Origin of the sequence: Bartonella refiksaydamii (assembly GCF_902652675.1) — a bacterium.
In the GTDB taxonomy this organism is placed as follows: domain Bacteria; phylum Pseudomonadota; class Alphaproteobacteria; order Rhizobiales; family Rhizobiaceae; genus Bartonella; species Bartonella refiksaydamii.
The window spans coordinates 11,918-32,683 of sequence record NZ_LR736302.1; the positions used below are offsets into that span (position 1 = coordinate 11,918).

Sequence of the window (20,766 nt, forward strand, 5' to 3'; positions counted from 1 at the left end):
TAAAGGTTATTCCTAGATCAATCATAAAAGGGAGTTTAATATGGCAGAAAGGTCTAAAAAAGGTTCTGCGGCGGTGGTGTGCACTACATTATCAAGCACCACAAAAAGGGCACCAATAGCGCGTTTTACAAAAGAAGAGGAGATTGATGCTTATCGTGAGATGCTTTTAATTCGCCGTTTTGAAGAAAAAGCGGGGCAACTTTATGGTATGGGGCTTATTGGTGGTTTTTGTCATCTCTACATTGGGCAGGAAGCTGTTGTTATTGGAACACTGAAGGCGGCTAAAGAAGGCGATCAGGTTATTACATCTTATCGTGATCATGGACATATGTTAGCGGTTGGTATGAGTCCGCGTGGTGTTATGGCAGAACTTACGGGGCGTCAAGGTGGCTTTTCTAAGGGGAAAGGGGGCTCGATGCATATGTTTTCTAAAGAAAAGAATTTTTATGGCGGGCATGGCATTGTTGGAGCTCAGGTTCCAATTGGCTCCGGTTTGGCATTTTCGAATCAGTATCTTGGTAAAGATAATGTAACATTAGTGTATTTTGGCGATGGCGCTGCCAATCAGGGGCAGGTTTACGAAAGTTTTAATATGGCTTCACTTTGGAGGCTTCCTGTTGTTTATATTATTGAAAATAATCAGTATGCTATGGGAACATCGGTTGCACGTGCATCGGCAGAAACGGATTTTTCTCGTCGTGGTCTTTCTTTTGAGATTCCAGGCATTGTTGTTGACGGTATGGATGTTCGAGCAGTGAAAGGAGCTGCTGATGAAGCAATTTCTTGGGCGCGTTCTGGTAAAGGGCCGATTATCCTTGATATGCAGACCTATCGCTACCGTGGTCACTCTATGTCTGATCCAGCAAAATATCGCTCAAAAGAAGAGGTTCAGAAAATAAAAGAGGACCATGATCCAATTGATCAGGTAAAGAATCGGATTCTTGAACAAAGCTGGGCGAGCGAAGACGATTTAAAGTCTATTGACAAGGAAGTGCGTGCGGTTGTTGCGGATGCAGCGGATTTTGCGCAAAGTGATCAAGAGCCAGATGCTTCTGAGCTCTATACTGATATTTTAGTTTGATGCGAGGAAAGCAAGCATGTCTATTGATATTTTGATGCCAGCGCTTTCACCAACGATGGAAGAAGGTAAATTGTCTAAATGGCTGAAGAAAGAAGGCGATAAAATTAGCTCTGGCGATGTAATTGCTGAAATTGAAACGGATAAAGCAATAATGGAAGTCGAGGCTGTCGATGAAGGCACTCTTGGTAAAATTTGTGTGCTTGAAGGTTCGGAAGGTGTGAAGGTTAATACCGTTATTGCGGTATTGTTGGAAGAAGATGAAAGTGTTGAGAATATTTCACAAACTGTCAATTCTTTAAATGCACATAAAAAAACTGGGGCTGCTGCATCTTCTTCTCTTTCTTCATTAGTTCCGGTCTCTCCTACTTTTGATAGCGCTCCTGATTTTGATATTCCAGCGGGGACGCAAATGGTTACAATGACAGTGCGCGAAGCGCTTAATCAGGCTATGACTGAGGAGATGCGGCGTGATGAGATGGTTTTTCTGTTGGGAGAAGAAGTAGCGCAATATCAAGGTGCTTATAAAGTTAGCCAAGGTTTATTAGAAGAATTTGGTGAACGCCGAGTTATCGATACACCAATCACAGAACATGGTTTTGCAGGATTAGCTGTTGGTGCTGCCTTTGGAGGGTTACGTCCCATTGTTGAGTTTATGACGTTTAATTTTGCTATGCAGGCAATTGATCAAATTATCAACTCAGCAGCAAAAACGCGTTATATGTCTGGTGGACAAATGACTGCTCCTATGGTTTTTCGTGGTCCAAATGGTGCGGCTGCGCGTGTAGGTGCGCAACATTCTCAGTGCTATGCCGCATGGTATAGTCATATACCAGGTCTTAAAGTTGTTATGCCTTATAGTGCTGCGGATGCAAAAGGTTTGCTAAAAGCTGCTGTTCGTGATGATAATCCTGTTATTTTTCTTGAAAATGAGATTTTGTATGGTCATCAATTTGATGTTCCTCAAATAGATGATTTTGTTTTACCTATCGGTCGGGCGCGTATTCATAAATCTGGACAAGATGTTACGATTGTTGCATGTGGGATTGGGATGCATTATGCAGTTCAAGCGCTGCCAGAAGTTGAAAAGCTTGGTATTGACGTAGAATTAATTGATTTGCGGACAGTGCGTCCGATGGATCTTCCAACAATTCTTGCTTCAGTTAAAAAAACAGGTTGTTTGGTAACAATTGAAGAAGGTTATCCTCAGTCATCCGTTGGCACTGAAATAGCAACACGTGTTATGCAGCAGGCTTTTGACTATCTTGATGCGCCAGTTGCTACAATTTCTGGCAAGGATGTTCCTATGCCTTATGCTGCCAATCTTGAAAAATTGGCTTTGCCAAACATTGCTGAGATTGTAGAAGCTGTTAAGGCTGTGACTTATAGAGCATAACGGAGGAAAGCACTATGCCCATTAAAATTACAATGCCTGCGCTTTCTCCAACGATGGAAGAAGGGACTTTATCAAAATGGAATGTGAAGGCAGGGGACAAGGTTTCCTCTGGTGATGTTATTGCTGAAATTGAGACAGATAAAGCAACCATGGAAATAGAGGCCGTTGATGAGGGAAAGGTTGCTAAGATCGTTGTTCCTGCTGGAACGCAAGGTGTTAAAGTGAATAGTTTAATTGCTATTTTAGCAGAAGAAGGTGAAGATTTGTCTGAGGCTGCAAAAGTTGCAGAAGAAACCTCTTCCTCTTTTGCAATCAAAGAATCAGAGGACGCAAAACAGGCAGATTCAAAGACAGCACAAATGTCTCCTGTATTGTATCAGCAATTAGTAGAAAAAGATAAAAAGGACATACGCCTTTTTGCTTCTCCCTTAGCGCGGCGATTGGCGGCTCGTGCAGGTCTCGATTTATCACTTGTTTCTGGGAGTGGTCCCCGTGGGCGTATTATTAAACGTGATGTAGAAAAAGCTATGAGTAGTGGTATTTTAAAGGATTCTGGCTCGTCACAAATTGAACAGCCGATAGTGGTAGCTGCTTCTGATAAACAGATATTGCAACTTTTCAAAGAAGATGAATACACCTTCATACCTCATAATAATATGCGTAAAACAATCGCTAAACGTTTGGTGGAATCAAAGCAAAAAGTACCGCATTTCTGCGTGACGCTAGATTGTGAACTTGATGCGTTATTGGATCTGCGTACGCAATTGAATGCTGCGGCACCGATGATTAAGACGCAAGAAGGGATTATGCCCGTTTATAAACTTTCCGTTAACGATATGATTATTAAAGCTGTCGCTCTTTCTTTGAAGGCGGTTCCCGATGCGAATGTATCTTGGCTTGAAGATGGAATACTTCATCACAAACATTGTGATGTTGGGGTAGCTGTATCTGTTGAAAATGGGCTAATTACACCAATTGTTCGCCATGCAGAAGAAAAATCTTTATCAATTATTTCTCATGAGATGAAGGATTTTGCAAAACGTGCACGTGAGCGTAAGTTAAAAATGGAAGAGTATCAGGGGGGAACAACAGCTGTTTCAAATATGGGGATGTATGGTGTGAAAAGTTTTTCTGCTATTCTTAATCCGCCGCATGCGACAATTTTTGCGATTGGAGCAGGTGAACAACAGGCTGTTGTTAAAAATAGTGCATTGGCAGTTGCGACGGTCATGTCTGTTACAATTTCTGCCGATCATCGTGCTGTTGATGGCGCGTTAGCAGCAGAGCTTGCGCGGACTTTTAAGAAAATGATTGAAAATCCATTAGCAATGTTAATTTGAGCTGTTTAAAAGTACTTCACATAAATTGTATGTGAGTATGGTAGGTTAATATGGTAGAGGCAGACTGAGAGAGTTTCAATGGCAATATTGCTATCTCTTCTGACTGTTAAAGGCATATATGGTGAGTTTTGAATGAAAAACACGCGATTCTGTCAAGTTGTTTTTTGGTCTTAAGCTCAGAGAGTGCCTATCGGTTTTGTGTATATCCATGGAGGAATTACTGTGGCGAATCTTTATGATGTAATTGTGATTGGATCGGGTCCTGGAGGATATGTAACCGCAATTCGTGCGGCGCAATGTGGCTTCAAGACGGCGATTGTTGAACGTGAACATCTTGGTGGGATTTGCTTAAATTGGGGGTGTATTCCAACAAAGGCACTGTTGCGTTCCGCAGAAATAAAGCATTTTGCTGAACATGTAAAGGATTATGGTCTAACGTTCAACGGGTCGATAGAAGTAAATATCAAGGATGTCGTAGCACGTTCACGCGGGGTTTCAGCACGTTTAAATGCTGGTGTTGGTTTTTTGATGAAAAAAAACAAAATTGATATTATTTGGGGGGAAGCAAAACTTACCAAGAAGGTGAAAGGGAGCCAGCTTACGGAAATTATGATTTCTTCATCGTCCAAACCGATTATGCAACCGCAAAATCCAGTACCTAAAGGTACATTAGGGGAAGGGACTTATCAAGCAAAACACATCGTTATTGCAACGGGTGCACGTCCTCGTTCTCTTCTTGGGCTTGAGCCAGATGGAAAGCTTATTTGGACTTATTTTGAAGCTATGATACCACAGTCAATGCCGAAATCGCTTTTAGTAATGGGGTCTGGAGCAATTGGCATTGAATTTGCTTCTTTTTATCATGATATGGGAGCGACAGTAACTGTTGTTGAAATGATGCCTCATATTATGCCTGCTGAGGATGTTGAAATTTCAACATTTGCTCGTAAACAGTTAGAAAAAAAAGGTATACGGATCCTCACGCAAGCGAAAGTAATGAAAGTTGAGAAATCTTCCGATTCTGTTATTGCGCATATTGATGTTAAAGGTAAGACAGAAACAATTGCAGCTGATCGGTTAATTTCAGCTGTTGGGGTTCAGGGTAATATTGAGAATCTTGGATTGGAAGCATTGGGCGTAAAAACTGAACGTGGGTGCATTGTAACCGATGAATGGAGTTGGACAGGGGTAGAGGGAATTTATGCTATTGGTGATGTGGCTGGTCCTCCTATGTTGGCACATAAAGCAGAAGAAGAAGGCGTGATATGCATTGAACATCTTGCGGGGTTGGAGAATGTTCACCCGCTTGATAAGAAAAAAATTCCAGGATGTACATATTGTACACCACAAGTTGCCTCTGTAGGGCTTTCAGAAATAGCAGCAAAAGAAGCTGGTTATGATATACGTGTTGGTCGTTATTCCTTTTCAGCGAATGGTAAGGCCATTGCTTTAGGGGAAGATCAGGGATTGGTTAAAACTATTTTTGATAAAAAAACAGGACAACTGCTTGGTGCACATATGGTAGGAGCAGAAGTAACAGAATTGATACAAGGTTTTGTCATTGCCATGAATCTTGAAACAACCGAAGAAGAATTGATGCACGCCGTTTTCCCACATCCAACATTATCAGAAATGATGAAAGAGAGTGTATTGGATGCTTATGACCAAGTTTTAAATGCTTGATGATTGGATTTTCTGAAAAATTTTGTTTATGTAATTTGCGTTCCATATTTAAAAGGCAGAGGTCTTAAATGGTTACGGTGGTTGACAGAGTTACAAATAGACGCCTGCGTCATCCTGAAAAGGCGCATCGTCCGGATACAAGCATTCAAAAAAAACCGGAATGGATTCGCGTAAAAGCGCCAACATCACAGATATATAAAGAAACGCGTGGTATTGTACGTACTCATAAATTAGTAACCGTATGCGAAGAAGCTGGTTGCCCGAATGTTGGCGAGTGTTGGAGTCAGCGGCATGCCAGTTTTATGATTTTGGGTGAAATATGTACACGGGCTTGTGCTTTTTGCAACGTCGCAACAGGTATTCCACTTGCAGTTGATGATAATGAGCCAGAACGTGTGGCGGATGCTGTTGCACAAATGGAATTAAAACATGTCGTGATTACATCTGTTGATCGTGATGATCTTGGGGATGGTGGTGCGGAGCATTTTGCAAAAGTTATTTATGCTATTCGTAGAAAGGCTCCTAAGACAACCATTGAAGTTCTTACACCTGATTTTCGTCATAAAGATGGAGCTTTAGAAATTGTTGTTGCTGCTAAGCCCGATGTTTTTAATCATAATTTGGAAACAGTTCCATCTAAATATTTAAAGGTTCGTCCAGGGGCACGTTATTTTCATTCAATTCGGTTACTACAACGCGTTAAAGAACTTGATCCAACAATTTTTACAAAATCAGGGATTATGGTTGGCCTTGGGGAAGAAAGAAATGAAATTCTTCAATTGATGGATGATTTACGCTCTGCTGATGTTGATTTTATGACAATTGGACAATATTTACAGCCTACGCGAAAACATCATCCGGTTATTCGTTTTGTACCTCCTGAAGAATTTGAATCTTTTGCCAAGATTGGTAAAGTGAAGGGTTTTTTACATATGGCTTCCAATCCTCTGACGCGTTCATCTCATCATGCAGGCGATGATTTTGCAATTTTGCAAAAAGCGCGTGATGAAAAATTTGCCTTGCAGAGATAGTTATGCCAACTTTTACGACACATCGGCAGATTGCCCATAGTGCTAGTGAAATGTTTGATCTTGTCTCAGATATTGAGCGTTATCCTGAATTCTTACCAATGTGTGAGGCGTTAGTGGTTCGTTCTCGTAAGGAATATGAGGAAAAGACATTGCTTCTTGCTGACATGATAGTTGGCTACAAGGTTATCCGAGAAATTTTCACGACCCAAGTACTTCTTCAGCCGAAGAAAAATCTGATAGAGGTTAAATATATTGATGGCCCATTCAGATATCTTGAAAATCGTTGGACTTTTTATGATATTGAGAATACCAATGCATGTAATGTAGCGTTTTTTATTGATTATGAATTTAAAAGCAAAATGCTTGGATTGGTGATGGGATCAATGTTTGATATTGCTTTTCGTAAATTCACCGATGCTTTTGAAATGCGTGCGCACCGAATTTACGGTCCTCCGGTAGCATGATTTATTCTGTTGATTTTGTTGCATAGTAAGTATTGCATGTTATAGATTGTGATGAGGTGAAATCTAGAAATTTGACTATGGAGAATGTCATTGGAGAGATTCCAAGATCATTTTTAAAGCATTTTCAACAGCTGCATACCGTATAGTGTTACGATCAAGATCTCCGAAACGCACTTCTGTATGCAGGGTTTTGTGATTCTTGTAAGCAATTGCAAAATGCACAAGCCCTATGGGTTTATCGAGACATGCCCCTCCTGGTCCTGCAATCCCTGTTACAGCGATTGCAATTCCAGCTTGTGAGTGTTTTAATCCGCCCTCGGCCATTGCAAGAGCAACTTCCTTTGAAACGGCACCGTAGTTTTTTATAAGTTCAGTGCATACGCCAACAAGCTGCGTTTTCGATTCATTTGAATAAACGACAAATCCACAATCAAATACCTCTGATGAACCTGCAATAGTTGTAAGATTTGCAGCAATAAGCCCTCCTGTACAAGATTCAACAGTTGTTAAAAGCAAACCTTTTTGGCGACATGCTGTAAGGACTTCACGTGCTTGTTTTTCACAAAAATATGTCATTTGGGAATTTCTCCTAGATAAAGGACGCTGGCTGTTGCAAAAGCTGCAATGCCTTCGCCACGACCAATAAATCCGAGTTTTTCATTTGTTGTTGCTTTGATGGAGATTCGATCGGGTGAAATTGTGAGTATATTCATAAGATTTTCTATCATTTTATGACGATAGGGGCCGATTTTAGGTTCTTCGGCAATCAGCGTGATATCAACATTGGCAATACGACCGTACGCTTGTTTAACAATATCAAGAGCGTGACGAAGAAAAATTTCTGACGATGCATTTTTCCATTGGGGATCAGAAGGAGAAAAATGTGTACCAATATCTCCTGCCCCTCGCGTAGCGAGAAGGGCATCTGTTAGTGCATGAAGCGCGACATCAGCATCAGAGTGTCCATTCAATTTTTTATGAAAAGGAATTTTTATACCACATAATGTAAGAGAAGTTCCTTCCTCGAAAGAATGAACATCATAACCATTGCCGGTACGGATATCAGGAAACATTTGCATTTTTTTTTGGAGATATAAATGTGCGGTATCAAAATCTTGGTGCCATGTAATTTTTATGTTGTTAGGGTCTCCAGGGATGCCACGCATAGGAATCCCAAACCATTCTGCAATTGCAGAATCATCGGTAAATTCTTTTTTGCAAGCTTGCATTGCTTTTTCATGGGCAGCTAAAATGCTCTCAAAAGGAAAACACTGTGGAGTTTGTGCGCTATAAAGGTTAGTGCGTGGAATTGTATCTAAAACGTAATATGTGCTATTTATGCGTTTGAGAGTATCAGAAATTGCGAGAACAGGCAGAACGCCTTCTTGATGATTGACAGTCGCGTGGATTTGCTCGAGGAGCTGGTTTTCGATAAAGGGGCGTGCACCATCATGAATATGTACATACTGGGGCTTGAACTTTTTAAGTGCATGAAGCCCACATAAGGTGGATATTTGACGTGTATTTCCCCCTTCAACGATGATAAGCTGCTCTTTAAAATCAACGATAGCTTGCTCACAAATTTGGCGGTCTTCCGGATGAATAACGAGGATAATAGTCGTGATGGCAGGATTTTGCAAAAAACAACGCACAGCATGACAAATAACCGGCTCGTGCCCTAGAAGCTGGTACTGTTTTGGAATTTTGTGTAGAGATTTTGCCCTTTCACCGCGTCCAGCGGCTAGAATTATTGCTGCAATAGAAATACTTAATCTCCCTTCTGCATTATCTTAGTTTATTATTTTATGATCATCAATTTTAAATTGATTTTGAAAAGTTGGTCGTTGAAGATCGGCAAGGGATATCACTGATAATACATCAAAAAAAGCATTTAAAGCTTTTTGAAGTGCGGTATTTAAACCACAAAAATTTATCAATGGGCAATTAGGTTCTGCGGTATCGAAACATTCTGCCATGGAAAAGTTATCTTCTGTTACTTTTACAACATCAGCTACCGAAATCTCTGCTGCGGGTTTAGCTAATTTAACGCCACCATTACGTCCGCGTACTGTCTGTATAAAACCTGCTTCAACAAGTGGTTGAAGGATCTTAAATAAAAAAAGTTCGGAAACAGCATATGCTTTGGCAATTTCTGGAATACGACTAAGAGACCCCTGATTATCTGCACAGTACATGAGCATCCTGAGCGCATAATTTGTCTGTTTGGTTAACCGCATTTTATCACCTCTGTAAATATTACTGAACGCGCTTTATTTTAAAGATATTTTGTAAAATGTAGAAGTTCTTTCTCTATTTGCTCGTTTGATTATAGTTTAAATGTAGTATTAGTATTGTCAATTTTTGTTACAAAAGGTTATATGGGGCAACGAGATAAGGTAATGTAAGCTAATCATGAATACAACATCTGTAATGAATCTCCAAGATACAGATCAAAATATCTCTAACGATGAGTTGTATCGCTTAAGTAAGGTGTATATCTTTTTAGGGATCACAATTATTGTGTTGGCTCTGCTCACAGCATCTGTTTCGTTTATCATTCTTATTGGATTAACATTTGTTGTTCCCAGTAGGGCTGTAACTCTCGTTCTTATAGGAATTAACAGTGTCTGGGTTTTAGGGCTCGTAATCATTGTTTTTTATGAGATGATTCCCATCATTCGTGCGTGGCGTTCGAGACGTGCAGGCTCTCGCCTTCATGTTCGTCTTATTTCGTTATTTGCACTTGTTGCAACAATGCCGGCTGTTGCAGTTGCTCTTGTATCAGGTCCTGCACTGAATTTAGGACTTGATCGATGGTTTGATACGACAACACGGCAAATTGTAGGTTCTTCTATCAATTTAGCGAATGCTTATGCGGATGAAATGCTTCAAAATATGAAAAATTTATCCTACGCTATGGCATTTGCGCTTGATAACAAAAAGCTTTTAGAGCGTAATTCAGCTGAATATAAGATGCAATTAACGCGTCATGCTATAGGGCGCAATTTGCGTGGTGCATTTTTGTTAAGTTCTAGCGGAAATATTTTTATATCGAGTAGTCTTGGTGACGAGGATAAACTACCGATTCCTCCTGCTAATCTTATCGAGCGTGCAACCAGCGCAAGACCTTTTTCTTTTCAACCGGGGGTTCATGATTATTTTGGCATTATTTTAAAATTTACGAATATTCCAAACACATTTTTGTATTTGGTGCGCGATGTTGATAAAGAAGTTTTATCTGCTTTGCGTTTGACAGAAGTCAATACAGATCGTTATCGTGACTTAAATGAAAATCGTCTGCTGACTCAAATCGCATTTGGTATGCTTTATTTGTGTCTTTTTTTTAGTTTATTTTTATCAGCTATTTGGGCTGGTATTGCTGTTGCTGATCGTCTGGTACGCCCTATTCGTCTTCTTATTAGTGCTGCTGATGATGTGGCTTCAGGAAATATGGAAGTTTTTGTACCAGTACGCGCCAAGGATGGAGATATTGGGCAGTTATCGAAAACTTTTAATTACATGGTCAGTGAATTAAAAAGTCGGCGCAATGAGTTGATTGCAGTTCGTGATCAAATTGATGAGAGACGGCGTTTTTCTGAAGCTGTTTTGTCTGGTGTAACAGCGGGTGTGGCAGGTATTGATGATAATGGTGATGTTACAATTATCAATCGGTCTATTGAAACGATGTTTGATATTCGCTCTGAACAAGTTATTGGGCATAGTCTTTTATCGTTAAGTGCTGAAATTTGGCAAGTTTTTCAGGTCGCACGTTCGTTAGGTCGCAAAAATCACCGTGAGCAGGTAACTTTAAGTGTTGCAGGACAAGAACGTGTTTGTAATGTGCAAATTACGATGGAAGAAGATGATGGGCAGGGACAATCTTGGGTTCTAACAATTGATGATATTACAGACCTTGTTGCTGCACAACGTACATCGGCATGGGCGGATATTGCACGCCGTATTGCACACGAAATCAAAAATCCACTTACACCTATTCAGTTATCGGCTGAACGTATTCGTAAACGTTACAACCAAGTTATTACACAAGATCGAGAGATCTTTGAGCGGTGTATTGATACGATTATTCGACAGGTTGGAGATATTGGACGTATGGTTGATGAGTTTTCTTCTTTTGCGCGTATGCCTAAACCGCAAATGAATGTTTTAGATATACGCGGCTTACTGCGTGAAGCATGTTTCTTGATAGAAGTTACTCGGCATGATATTTATTTTGAACAGGACTTAGGAAGTGTACCACTTGTGGGTGCATTTGATAATCGCCTTATTGTACAGGCTTTTTGCAATGTTATCAAAAACGCAAGTGAATCTATAGACATGGTCATACGAGAGGAAGCTATCCATGGGCATATTCTTGTACGTTCTTATCGTCAAGAAGGGTATGTGGTTGTGGATGTGATTGATAACGGCAAAGGACTGCCTAAAGAGCAAAGACAAAAATTATTAGAGCCTTATATAACAACGCGGGAAAAGGGAACAGGGCTCGGATTAGCCATTGTACGCAAGGTTATTGAAGATCATGGTGGTTCCATGGAATTGCATGATGCGCCGAAGAGTTTTTATGAAGGCTGTGGCGCAATGATCCGTTTGATATTCCCATCGGATGGGGCCAAGCAGGGGAATATTACACAAGCCACAAGTCACAAGATAGGGTAATAGAATGGTATCAGATATCTTAATTGTTGATGATGAAGCAGATATTCGTGATCTTGTCGCTGGTATTTTGGATGATGAAGGTTATGAAACGCGTGTTGCCTGTAATTCTGATGAAGCTTTAGTACAAATTAATGAGCGTATTCCAAAGCTCATCTTTTTAGATATTTGGTTACAAGGAAGTCGTCTCGATGGTTTAGCGCTGCTTGATGAAATTAAAACGCGATATCCTGCTCTTCCGGTAGTTATGATCTCTGGTCATGGTAATATTGAGACGGCTGTTTCCGCTATAAAACGAGGGGCATATGACTTTATTGAAAAACCTTTTAAAACTGATAGGCTTGTATTGGTTGCAGAACGGACTCTTGAAAACTCAAATTTAAAACGTGAGCTTTTAGAATTACGCAAACGCTCAAGTGAGACATTGGAACTGCTTGGAACATCAACCGCTATAAAACATTTGCGCCAAATCATAGAAAAAGTAGCACCAACTAATAGCCGTGTTATGATTACAGGTCCTTCTGGAGCGGGAAAAGAGATGGTTGCACGTGCTATTCATGCGCTTTCAACGCGTTCAAATGGACCATTTGTGACAATAAACGCTGCAACGATTACTCCAGAAAGAATGGAGATAGAATTGTTTGGCAACGAAATGGAAGGGGGAGAGCGCAAAATTGGCGCATTAGAGGAAGCTCATGGTGGAATATTATATCTTGATGAAATTGCGGATATGCCACGTGAGACTCAAGGTAAGATTCTTCGGGTGTTAACGGGGCAGACATTTGAGAGAGTGGGCGGCACAAAACGTGTCAAGGTGGATGTTCGTATCATTTCGTCAACGGCGCAAAATCTTGAAAACCTCATTTCTGACGGGCGTTTTAGGGAGGATCTTTTTCACCGTCTTTCGGTTGTTCCCATTGCTGTTCCACCCCTCTCATCACGTCGTGAAGATATTCCGGAACTTGTGCATCATTTTGTGAAAACAATATCGCAGCAGGTTGGTATTAAGCCGCGTGAAATCAGTGATGATGTCATATCTATTTTACAAACACATGCTTGGCCTGGTAATGTACGGCAATTACGCAATAATATTGAACGTCTTCTCATTCTTGTGCGTGATGGTGATGGCCCAATAACAGCAGAATTTCTCCCTAGTGAAGTGAACGATTCTTTGCCACGTATTCAAATGGATGCAGATGAGAATATAATGGATTTACCGTTGCGTGAAGCACGGGAATTGTTTGAAAAGAGGTATTTGGTGGCGCAGATTGGTCGTTTGGGTGGAAATATATCTCGTACAGCTGAATTTATAGGTATGGAGCGTTCAGCTTTACATCGTAAGCTTAAAGCGCTTGGGGTCTCGTAATATTATGCGTGTTATTATTTGCGGAGCAGGACAGGTTGGTTATGGAATAGCAGAGCGTCTTGCTGCTGAAAATCATGATGTTACTGTTATTGATATTGAAACGAGATTGATTGAAAAAATTCGCGACACATTGGATGTGAGAGGTATTGTCGGTCACGGTTCACGACCTGAGGTTCTTTTGGCTGCTGATGCAGACAAAGCTGATATGTTAATTGCAGTAACTTTATTTGATGAAGTCAATATGGTGGCTTGCCAAGTGGCGCACTCATTATTTAATGTTCCAACAAAAATAGCACGTATTCGCTCACAATCTTATTTAGAGCCACGCTATAAAACGCTTTTTGCTAGAGAGAATATTCCCATTGATGTGGTTATTTCGCCGGAAGTTGAAGTTGGGGAAATGGTTCTACGTCGTATTGCTTTACCTGGTGCAATAGATGTTCTTTATTTTTGTAATGATGATATTGTTACATTAGCCTTGGAATGTATGGAAGATTGCCCAGTTATTAATACACCTTTACGTCAATTAACGGAGCTTTTTCCCGACCTTCGCACGACGGTTATCGCTATTAAGCGTGGTTCAGAATTATTGGTTGCGCACTCAGAGACGCAATTACGCGTTGGCGATGTAACCTATCTTGTTGCTGCTCGTGATCAGATGCGTCGTGCAGTTGGGCTTTTTGGTCATAAAGAACAAGATACCCATCGCATGATTATTGCAGGAGGTGGTCATATTGGTCTTTACGTTGCTCAGGCTATTGAAAAGCGCCTTCATAAATTAAGATTGAAGATTATAGAATCGCAGAGAGAGAGAGCGCTAACAATTGCTGACCAACTTGAAAAAACAACGGTCTTATATGGTAACGTATTAGATCCAGTGATTCTTCAGGATGCTGGAATTGACCAGGCCGATTTAATGATTACATTGACCAATCAGGATCAGGTCAATCTCTTAAGTGCTATTATTGCTAAAAGATTGGGATGCAAAGCCAACATGGTATTGATCAATAATGTTGCTTATCAAGAGTTTAGCCGTGCAGTTGGTGTGGATGCATATCTTAATCCACATAGTGTTACTATATCGAGAATTTTGCAACAAATGCGCCGTGGTCGTATACGTGCTGTTCACTCAGTTTTTAATGGGAAGGCAGAAATTATCGAGGCTGAGGTTATGCAAACATCTTCATTGGTTGGTAAGTCATTGTCAGAGCTTGATTTATCAGATGGTTTGAGAATTGGTGCAATCTATCGCAACAAGACAATAATACAGCTTTCGGCAGATACGCGTATTTTGTCTGGTGACCGGATAGTAATTTTTGCTCTTTCTGAGTGTGTGCGTGATGTTGAGCAGCTATTTCGTGTGAGTTTAGAATATTTTTGATATATCGCCTATGGATATTTGCACTTTTTGGTATAGTGGACCATTAAGACTGGTTGATAGACTTTGTTTATCTTCAATGGTTAAAACTGGGCAACGCGTTAAGCTTTTCAGTTATGATAAAAAAATAGAAAATCTACCTGTTGGTGTTGAATTGTATGAAGCCGAATCAATTCTACCACGTTCAGCAATTTATCGCCTTGATCCTAATTTTTCTGATGATAAACTAGGATGTACGGTTGTTCAGTTTTCGGATTTTTTTCGTGTTATGCTGATGAAATATCGGCAAGGTGTTTGGTTAGATACAGATGTTTATTTGGTTAAACAATTTCACCCAGATGCGGATAAGGTTTGGTTTGCAAAAGAAAATGCTGTAAGGGTAGGTGTTTCTGCACTTTATTTTCCGTCCGATAACCCTATTATAAAAGTGTTTGAAGATTATTGGGCCGGAACAGAAATGGTTCCTGAGTGGCTTGGGTTTAAGCGTCGTGTTTGGAAACCATTCTGGTTAAAGAGGAAAAAAATGCCGATTTTACCAGGAAGTCTTGGAGTTACGATATTTGGTAATGATGGTATTTCACGATTAGCTAAACGATATGGTTTTTTTCATGAAGCAAAAGAAAAGGAAACTTTTTATTATTGGACAGGACGAAAAACTGAGTACATTTTTGATTCAGCTTTTGGTATTGAGCCACTTGCAGATCCACGTTTGATAGGATTTCATATTCACAGAAAAGCAAAGATGACTCAAAAACCTCAGGAAGGAAGTTTTTACCATTGGGCAGTGTCTCGCATTTCTAATGCGCATGATTTTTTCAGGTAGAGTTATTATTGCTATTTTAACCACTGGGGTTTTAATTTTGCCTAAAGAACATTAGATTGTAGCTTGCGTAAGAGACTATTGTTAGCCTATGGGGAAAAGCATTGAATGCGTAAAGAGCGATTGTTATATGAACGGAAAGTAAAAACATGAGTGATTTAATGAAAACAGCATTAAGCCTTGTGCCTATGGTTATTGAACAAACTAATCGTGGGGAACGGGCTTATGATATTTTTTCCCGTCTTTTAAAGGAGCGGATTATTTTTATTAATGGTCCGGTTGAAGATGGTATGGCAATGCTTGTTTGTGCGCAATTGCTCTTCTTGGAAGCCGAAAATCCTAAGAAAGAAATTAGTCTTTATATTAATTCACCTGGTGGTGTTGTGACATCTGGTATGGCAATTTATGATACTATGCAGTTTATTCGCCCTCCTGTTTCTACGCTTTGTATGGGGCAAGCTGCGTCTATGGGGTCTTTACTTTTAACGGCTGGAGCGAAAGGTCACCGTTTTACATTGCCGAATGCACGTATTATGGTGCATCAACCATCTGGCGGTTTTCAAGGTCAGGCTTCAGATATTGAACGGCATGCACAAGATATTATAAAGATGAAACAGCGTTTAAATGAAATTTATGTTCAGCATACAGGTCAGGATTATGAAGTTATTGAGAGAACTCTTGATCGTGATCATTTTATGACAGCGGAAGAGTCCAAGCAATTTGGCCTAGTTGATGATGTTATACAATATCGCGCAGAAACTGAAAAAGATTAAGAGTTTTTATAGAAAAAAGAGCTACTTTAAAGAGAGAGTTTTATAAAAATATCACGAAAATAGCGGAAAAACACCTAAAGAGTATTTATGACACGCGGTTTTTTTGTATGTCTTTTAGTTTTCGTTATGGAAAACTTCCTTTGAAAAGACAAAGTATTCGTATAGCGTGGTGAAAGGAAAGAGAAATGAGCAAAATTGGCAATAGTGGGAGAGAATCAAAAAATACTCTCTATTGCTCGTTCTGCGGCAAAAGTCAGCATGAGGTGCGTAAACTCATCGCGGGGCCTACTGTATTCATTTGTGATGAATGCGTAGAGCTTTGCATGGATATTATTCGTGAAGAAAATAAATCTTCTGGGATTAAGGCACGTGATGGTGTTCCCACTCCTCAGGAAATTATAACAGTTCTTGATGATTACGTTATTGGTCAGCAACATGCAAAGCGTGTTCTTTCTGTTGCTGTTCATAATCATTACAAGAGACTTGCGCATCAGTCTAAGAGCAGTGATATTGAGTTAGCAAAATCGAATATTCTTCTTGTTGGTCCAACGGGGTGCGGTAAAACTTATCTCGCACAAACATTGGCACGTATTATCGATGTACCTTTTACGATGGCTGATGCGACTACTTTGACTGAAGCAGGATATGTAGGTGAAGATGTCGAAAATATTATTCTAAAGCTTCTTCAAGCTGCTGATTATAACGTTGAACGTGCACAGCGTGGCATTGTCTATATTGATGAGGTCGATAAAATTTCTCGTAAAGCTGACAATCCTTCTATTACAAGAGATGTTTCAGGGGAAGGTGTGCAGCAGGCGTTGTTAAAAATTATGGAAGGAACAATTGCTTCTGTTCCTCCTCAAGGTGGGCGTAAGCACCCGCAACAAGAGTTTCTTCAGGTTGATACAACAAATATTTTATTCATTTGTGGAGGTGCTTTTGCAGGTTTAGAACGGATTATTTCAGGACGTGGTGAAAAAACTTCTATTGGTTTTTCTGCTACTGTTAAAGCACCTGATGAGCGTTGTGTTGGTGAAATTTTTCGTGATTTAGAGCCTGAAGATCTTATAAAGTTTGGTTTGATACCAGAATTTATTGGCCGTCTTCCTATTGTAGCTACCTTAGAAGATTTAGATGTTAACGCTCTTGTTAAAATTTTATCACAACCCAAAAATGCGTTGGTGAAACAATATCAGCGTCTTTTTGAGATGGAAAATGTTGAGTTGGCATTTCATGAAGATGCTTTACGTGTTATAGCTAAGAAGGCGATTGAGCGTAAAACCGGTGCGCGTGGTTTGCGTTCTATTATGGAGAAGATACTTCTTGAAACGATGTTTGAGCTCCCTGCTCTTGAAGGTGTTCAAAAAGTAGTCATTTCGAGTGATGTTGCTGATGAAAAAGCGCGTCCTCTTTACATTTATTCAGAACGTGCAGAAGATAAAGAAAATGTATCGGCATGATGTTTTGAGATATGAGAAGTGGTAATGAACACCATGTGAGGATGAATGTTCCTATGTATTATAGTCATGATTCTTGATTTATACGCTCGCAGTTACCACTTCATGTATTATGGGATGCCGAGGTTTCTTCTAAAGGTGGGCTTGTGTAATGGATAGATCATAAGTTCCAGAAAGGAAAGTTATGCAATATATTGGTGAAAAAACAGATGAAGTAAGAGAGGGATTTTATGCTGTTTTACCTCTTCGTGATATTGTTGTCTTCCCGCATATGATTGTTCCACTTTTTGTGGGCCGCGAAAAATCAATTCGTGCTCTTGAAGAAACGATGGCGGTTGATAAACAGATACTTTTGGTTACACAAAAAAATGCTTCTGATGATGATCCAAAATCAGAAGACGTTTATGATATAGGTACGCTTGCCAATATTCTTCAACTTTTAAAGCTTCCTGATGGAACTGTGAAGGTTTTGGTTGAAGGTACCGCGCGTGCAAAAATGAGTCAATTTGTTGCGAGTGAAGATTATCATCAGGCTTGTGTAACTGTTACAGAAGAGCCTAGAGAGAATGGTGTTGAGACTGAAGCTCTTTCAAGATCGGTGATTTCTTATTTTGAAAACTATGTAAAACTTAATAAAAAAATTTCTCCTGAAGTTATTAATGCTATTGGTCAGATTGATAATCCTTCTAAACTTGCCGATACTATTGCTTCCCATTTGATGATTAAACTTTCAGAAAAGCAGGAAATATTAGAGCTATTACCTGTACGCAATCGTCTTGAACGTGTTCTTTCTTTCATGGAAGGAGAAATTTCTGTTTTGCAGGTTGAAAAGCGTATCCGTTCGCATGTCAAACGGCAAATGGAAAAAAACCAAAGGGAATATTATCTCAATGAGCAGATGAAGGCTATTCAGAAAGAATTAGGAGCGGGTGAGGATAGCCGCGATGAGCTCTCTGAATTGGAAGAACGTATCAAGAAGACAAAACTTTCAAAGGAAGCACATGAAAAGGCTTGGGCAGAATTGAGAAAATTACGGAATATGTCTCCCATGTCAGCAGAGGCGACAGTTGTACGTAACTATCTTGATTGGTTGTTAGCAATACCTTGGGGAAAAAAGTCGAAGATTAAAAACAATTTGGACTTTGCTGAAAGAGTCATGAATAATGAGCATTTTGGTCTGGAAAAAGTTAAGGAACGAATTGTTGAATATTTAGCAGTACAAAGTCGAGCATCAAAGATAAAAGGTCCAATTATTTGCTTGCTGGGCCCTCCTGGTGTGGGAAAGACATCACTAGCCCGCTCTATTGCAAAAGCAACGGGGCGTGAATATGTTCGCATTTCATTAGGAGGGGTACGGGATGAAGCAGAAATTCGTGGACACCGCCGTACATATATTGGTTCTATGCCTGGAAAAATTATTCAGTCTATGAAAAAATCTAAAAAATCTAATCCACTTTTCTTGCTTGATGAAATTGACAAAATGGGGCAAGATTTTCGTGGGGATCCTTCGTCAGCTTTATTGGAAGTACTTGATCCTGAACAAAATGGTACATTTATTGATCACTATTTAGAAGTCGAATATGATCTTTCTGATGTAATGTTTATTACCACTGCCAATACGCTTAATATTCCAGGACCCTTAATGGATAGAATGGAAATTATTCGTATCGCTGGCTATACTGAATGTGAAAAAATGGAGATTGTTAAGCAACACCTTTTACCAAAAGCATTAAAAGACCACTGTTTGTCTAAAAAAGAGTTCAGCGTTTCTGATGGTGCTATAAAGTCTATTATTCAATTTTATACACGTGAAGCAGGAGTACGTAACCTTGAGCGTGAATTAATGAAGATTGCACGTAAATCAGTTACAAAAATTCTTAAAACACATCAAAAATCTGTAAAGATTACAGAAGATAATATTAATGATTTTTTGGGTGTTAAGCGTTACCACTACAATCAGATTGAGGGAGAAAATCAAATTGGTGTTGTTACTGGGCTTGCGTGGACGGAGGTTGGTGGAGAGCTATTGACCATTGAAGGGGTTATGATGTCAGGTAAAGGTAAAATGACTGTAACTGGCAATTTGCGCGATATTATGAAAGAATCAATCTCAGCGGCAGCATCTTATGTACGTTTTCGTGCTGTTGATTTTGGTATTGAACCTCCGCTTTTTGATAAACGTGATATTCATGTTCATGTTCCAGAGGGTGCGACACCAAAAGATGGACCATCAGCTGGGATTGCAATGGTGACGGCAATTGTTTCAGTGCTAACAGGAATAGCAGTACATAAAGATATTGCAATGACCGGCGAAATTACTTTACGTGGACGTGTTTTACCGATTGGTGGATTGAAAGAAAAATTATTGGCAGCGCTTCGAGGAGGTATAAAAAAGGTACTTATTCCTGAAGAAAACGCAAAAGATTTGATTGATATTCCTGATGACGTCAAAAATAATATGGAAATTATTCCAGTAAATCATGTGAGTGAAGTTCTTAAGCATGCTTTAGTTCGTTTTCCTGAACCTATTGAATGGACAGAACCTTCCACCGTGCCTGTACCTATCAGGACAGAGAGCGATAGTGAAGGAATACAGATAGCGCACTGATTCATTGTCTTGTTTATAATTGCATTTTCAAAGCAACAAAATGCATTTTCGTGGTTATTTTTTTGTTTATTTTGAAAAAAAGTAAAAAATTCCGTGAATAACTATGATTATTGCTAAAAAAACAATGTTTTGGATGAAAATAAGACTTCTGTTTGCTGTACTTTTCAATAAACTAACCGACAACACGATTAAATTGTGTTATCTGGTAATATAGGGAAAGGAAATGTTTTATGAACAAAAGTGAATTGGTTAGCTCCGTTGCTGAAAAGGCAGGTGTTTCGAAAGCGCAAGCTGGCTCTGTTGTTGATGCTTTTATTGCTTCTGTAACAGAGGCTTTAGCTTCAGGAGGAGATGTTCGTCTTCCAGGCTTTGGTTCTTTTGAAGTTTCTCATCGTGCTGCTACAAAGGGGCGTAATCCTTCAACGGGTGCTGAAATAAATATTCCAGCGCGTTCTGTGCCCAAATTTTCTGCAGGGAAAACTCTCAAAGAAGCTGTTAATAAAAAATAATTTGTTCCACATAAAAAAACCCGGTTTATCTATAAGCGGGTTTTTTCAAAGATATTGTGTGCATGCTTTCTACGTAAAGTTTTTTAGCAAGTGTTTGCGTCAAATTATATGTTTTTTCAAATAGCCGTACGTACTTTTGAGGGTACTTTCGGGAAATATGTGAGATGATATGTGCATAAAATATGCTTGTGT

17 protein-coding genes are annotated in these 20,766 nt (G+C 39.7%); 14 read left to right on the plus strand and 3 right to left on the minus strand.

The features are described from left to right. Positions 1–40 precede the first annotated feature (40 nt). From pdhA to GQO39_RS05410, 6 genes are all read left to right on the plus strand, one after another. A complete protein-coding gene (pdhA, locus tag GQO39_RS05385; protein WP_007552020.1) occupies positions 41–1,081 on the plus strand; it encodes a pyruvate dehydrogenase (acetyl-transferring) E1 component subunit alpha in 1,041 nt (346 codons plus the stop codon). A gap of 16 nt (positions 1,082–1,097) precedes the next feature. Next, entirely contained in the window at positions 1,098–2,474 is a 1,377-nt protein-coding gene (locus GQO39_RS05390) for a pyruvate dehydrogenase complex E1 component subunit beta (protein ID WP_156851266.1), read from the plus strand. A gap of 14 nt (positions 2,475–2,488) precedes the next feature. Beyond that, entirely contained in the window at positions 2,489–3,814 is a 1,326-nt protein-coding gene (locus GQO39_RS05395; protein ID WP_156851268.1) for a pyruvate dehydrogenase complex dihydrolipoamide acetyltransferase, read from the plus strand. A 222-nt stretch (positions 3,815–4,036) separates the two neighbouring features. Continuing rightward, positions 4,037–5,497 carry a dihydrolipoyl dehydrogenase gene (gene lpdA, locus GQO39_RS05400; protein ID WP_156851270.1) on the plus strand — a complete coding sequence of 487 codons (1,461 nt, stop codon included), beginning with the start codon at positions 4,037–4,039 and terminating at the stop codon, positions 5,495–5,497. Positions 5,498–5,565: 68 nt separating this feature from the next. Next, complete coding sequence (lipA, locus tag GQO39_RS05405; RefSeq protein WP_007552016.1) at positions 5,566–6,528, plus strand: lipoyl synthase; 963 nt, start codon at positions 5,566–5,568, stop codon at positions 6,526–6,528. Between the two features lie 2 nt (positions 6,529–6,530). After that, positions 6,531–6,992, plus strand: coding sequence for a type II toxin-antitoxin system RatA family toxin (locus tag GQO39_RS05410; RefSeq protein ID WP_156851272.1), 462 nt, complete (start codon positions 6,531–6,533; stop codon positions 6,990–6,992). An 87-nt stretch (positions 6,993–7,079) separates the two neighbouring features. Here GQO39_RS05410 and GQO39_RS05415 read toward each other — a convergent pair whose 3' ends face one another. The 3 genes from GQO39_RS05415 to rirA are packed head-to-tail and all read right to left on the minus strand — an operon-like array spanning position 7,080 to position 9,229. Further along, complete coding sequence (locus tag GQO39_RS05415; protein ID WP_156851274.1) at positions 7,080–7,568, minus strand: CinA family protein; 489 nt, start codon at positions 7,566–7,568, stop codon at positions 7,080–7,082. After that, positions 7,565–8,758, minus strand: coding sequence for a bifunctional 2-C-methyl-D-erythritol 4-phosphate cytidylyltransferase/2-C-methyl-D-erythritol 2,4-cyclodiphosphate synthase (locus GQO39_RS05420; protein ID WP_198039418.1), 1,194 nt, complete (start codon positions 8,756–8,758; stop codon positions 7,565–7,567). The genes GQO39_RS05415 and GQO39_RS05420 overlap by 4 nt, the downstream gene beginning before the upstream one ends. A 24-nt stretch (positions 8,759–8,782) precedes the next feature. After that, positions 8,783–9,229, minus strand: coding sequence for an iron-responsive transcriptional regulator RirA (gene rirA, locus GQO39_RS05425; protein WP_156851278.1), 447 nt, complete (start codon positions 9,227–9,229; stop codon positions 8,783–8,785). Positions 9,230–9,404: 175 nt separating this feature from the next. Here rirA and GQO39_RS05430 point away from each other — a divergent pair, with 175 nt between their 5' ends. From GQO39_RS05430 to GQO39_RS05465, 8 genes are all read left to right on the plus strand, one after another. Further along, positions 9,405–11,666, plus strand: a complete 2,262-nt coding sequence (locus tag GQO39_RS05430; RefSeq protein ID WP_156851280.1) for a sensor histidine kinase NtrY-like — start codon at positions 9,405–9,407, stop codon at positions 11,664–11,666. A 4-nt stretch (positions 11,667–11,670) separates the two neighbouring features. Further along, entirely contained in the window at positions 11,671–13,029 is a 1,359-nt protein-coding gene (gene ntrX / locus GQO39_RS05435; RefSeq protein ID WP_156851282.1) for a nitrogen assimilation response regulator NtrX, read from the plus strand. Positions 13,030–13,033: 4 nt separating this feature from the next. Continuing rightward, positions 13,034–14,410, plus strand: coding sequence for a Trk system potassium transporter TrkA (gene trkA, locus GQO39_RS05440; RefSeq protein ID WP_007552008.1), 1,377 nt, complete (start codon positions 13,034–13,036; stop codon positions 14,408–14,410). Positions 14,411–14,420: 10 nt separating this feature from the next. Next, entirely contained in the window at positions 14,421–15,230 is an 810-nt protein-coding gene (locus tag GQO39_RS05445) for a glycosyltransferase family 32 protein (RefSeq protein WP_156851284.1), read from the plus strand. A 146-nt stretch (positions 15,231–15,376) separates the two neighbouring features. Further along, complete coding sequence (gene clpP, locus GQO39_RS05450) at positions 15,377–16,000, plus strand: ATP-dependent Clp endopeptidase proteolytic subunit ClpP (protein ID WP_007552006.1); 624 nt, start codon at positions 15,377–15,379, stop codon at positions 15,998–16,000. Positions 16,001–16,185: 185 nt separating this feature from the next. Next, a complete protein-coding gene (gene clpX / locus GQO39_RS05455; RefSeq protein ID WP_156851286.1) occupies positions 16,186–17,460 on the plus strand; it encodes an ATP-dependent Clp protease ATP-binding subunit ClpX in 1,275 nt (424 codons plus the stop codon). A 181-nt stretch (positions 17,461–17,641) separates the two neighbouring features. Next, a complete protein-coding gene (gene lon / locus GQO39_RS05460) occupies positions 17,642–20,065 on the plus strand; it encodes an endopeptidase La (RefSeq protein ID WP_156851288.1) in 2,424 nt (807 codons plus the stop codon). Between the two features lie 230 nt (positions 20,066–20,295). Beyond that, positions 20,296–20,574, plus strand: a complete 279-nt coding sequence (locus GQO39_RS05465) for an HU family DNA-binding protein (protein ID WP_004860173.1) — start codon at positions 20,296–20,298, stop codon at positions 20,572–20,574. The last annotated feature ends 192 nt before the right edge of the window (positions 20,575–20,766 follow it).

Coding starts and splice junctions, on each gene's coding strand:
- pdhA (WP_007552020.1), top strand. CDS start 41: ATGGCAGAAAGGTCTAAAAAAGGTTCTGCGGCGGTGGTGTGCACTACA.
- GQO39_RS05390 (WP_156851266.1), top strand. CDS start 1,098: ATGTCTATTGATATTTTGATGCCAGCGCTTTCACCAACGATGGAAGAA.
- GQO39_RS05395 (WP_156851268.1), top strand. CDS start 2,489: ATGCCCATTAAAATTACAATGCCTGCGCTTTCTCCAACGATGGAAGAA.
- lipA (WP_007552016.1), top strand. CDS start 5,566: ATGGTTACGGTGGTTGACAGAGTTACAAATAGACGCCTGCGTCATCCT.
- GQO39_RS05410 (WP_156851272.1), top strand. CDS start 6,531: ATGCCAACTTTTACGACACATCGGCAGATTGCCCATAGTGCTAGTGAA.
- GQO39_RS05415 (WP_156851274.1), bottom strand. CDS start 7,568: ATGACATATTTTTGTGAAAAACAAGCACGTGAAGTCCTTACAGCATGT.
- rirA (WP_156851278.1), bottom strand. CDS start 9,229: ATGCGGTTAACCAAACAGACAAATTATGCGCTCAGGATGCTCATGTAC.
- GQO39_RS05430 (WP_156851280.1), top strand. CDS start 9,405: ATGAATACAACATCTGTAATGAATCTCCAAGATACAGATCAAAATATC.
- ntrX (WP_156851282.1), top strand. CDS start 11,671: ATGGTATCAGATATCTTAATTGTTGATGATGAAGCAGATATTCGTGAT.
- trkA (WP_007552008.1), top strand. CDS start 13,034: ATGCGTGTTATTATTTGCGGAGCAGGACAGGTTGGTTATGGAATAGCA.
- GQO39_RS05445 (WP_156851284.1), top strand. CDS start 14,421: ATGGATATTTGCACTTTTTGGTATAGTGGACCATTAAGACTGGTTGAT.
- clpP (WP_007552006.1), top strand. CDS start 15,377: ATGAGTGATTTAATGAAAACAGCATTAAGCCTTGTGCCTATGGTTATT.
- clpX (WP_156851286.1), top strand. CDS start 16,186: ATGAGCAAAATTGGCAATAGTGGGAGAGAATCAAAAAATACTCTCTAT.
- lon (WP_156851288.1), top strand. CDS start 17,642: ATGCAATATATTGGTGAAAAAACAGATGAAGTAAGAGAGGGATTTTAT.
- GQO39_RS05465 (WP_004860173.1), top strand. CDS start 20,296: ATGAACAAAAGTGAATTGGTTAGCTCCGTTGCTGAAAAGGCAGGTGTT.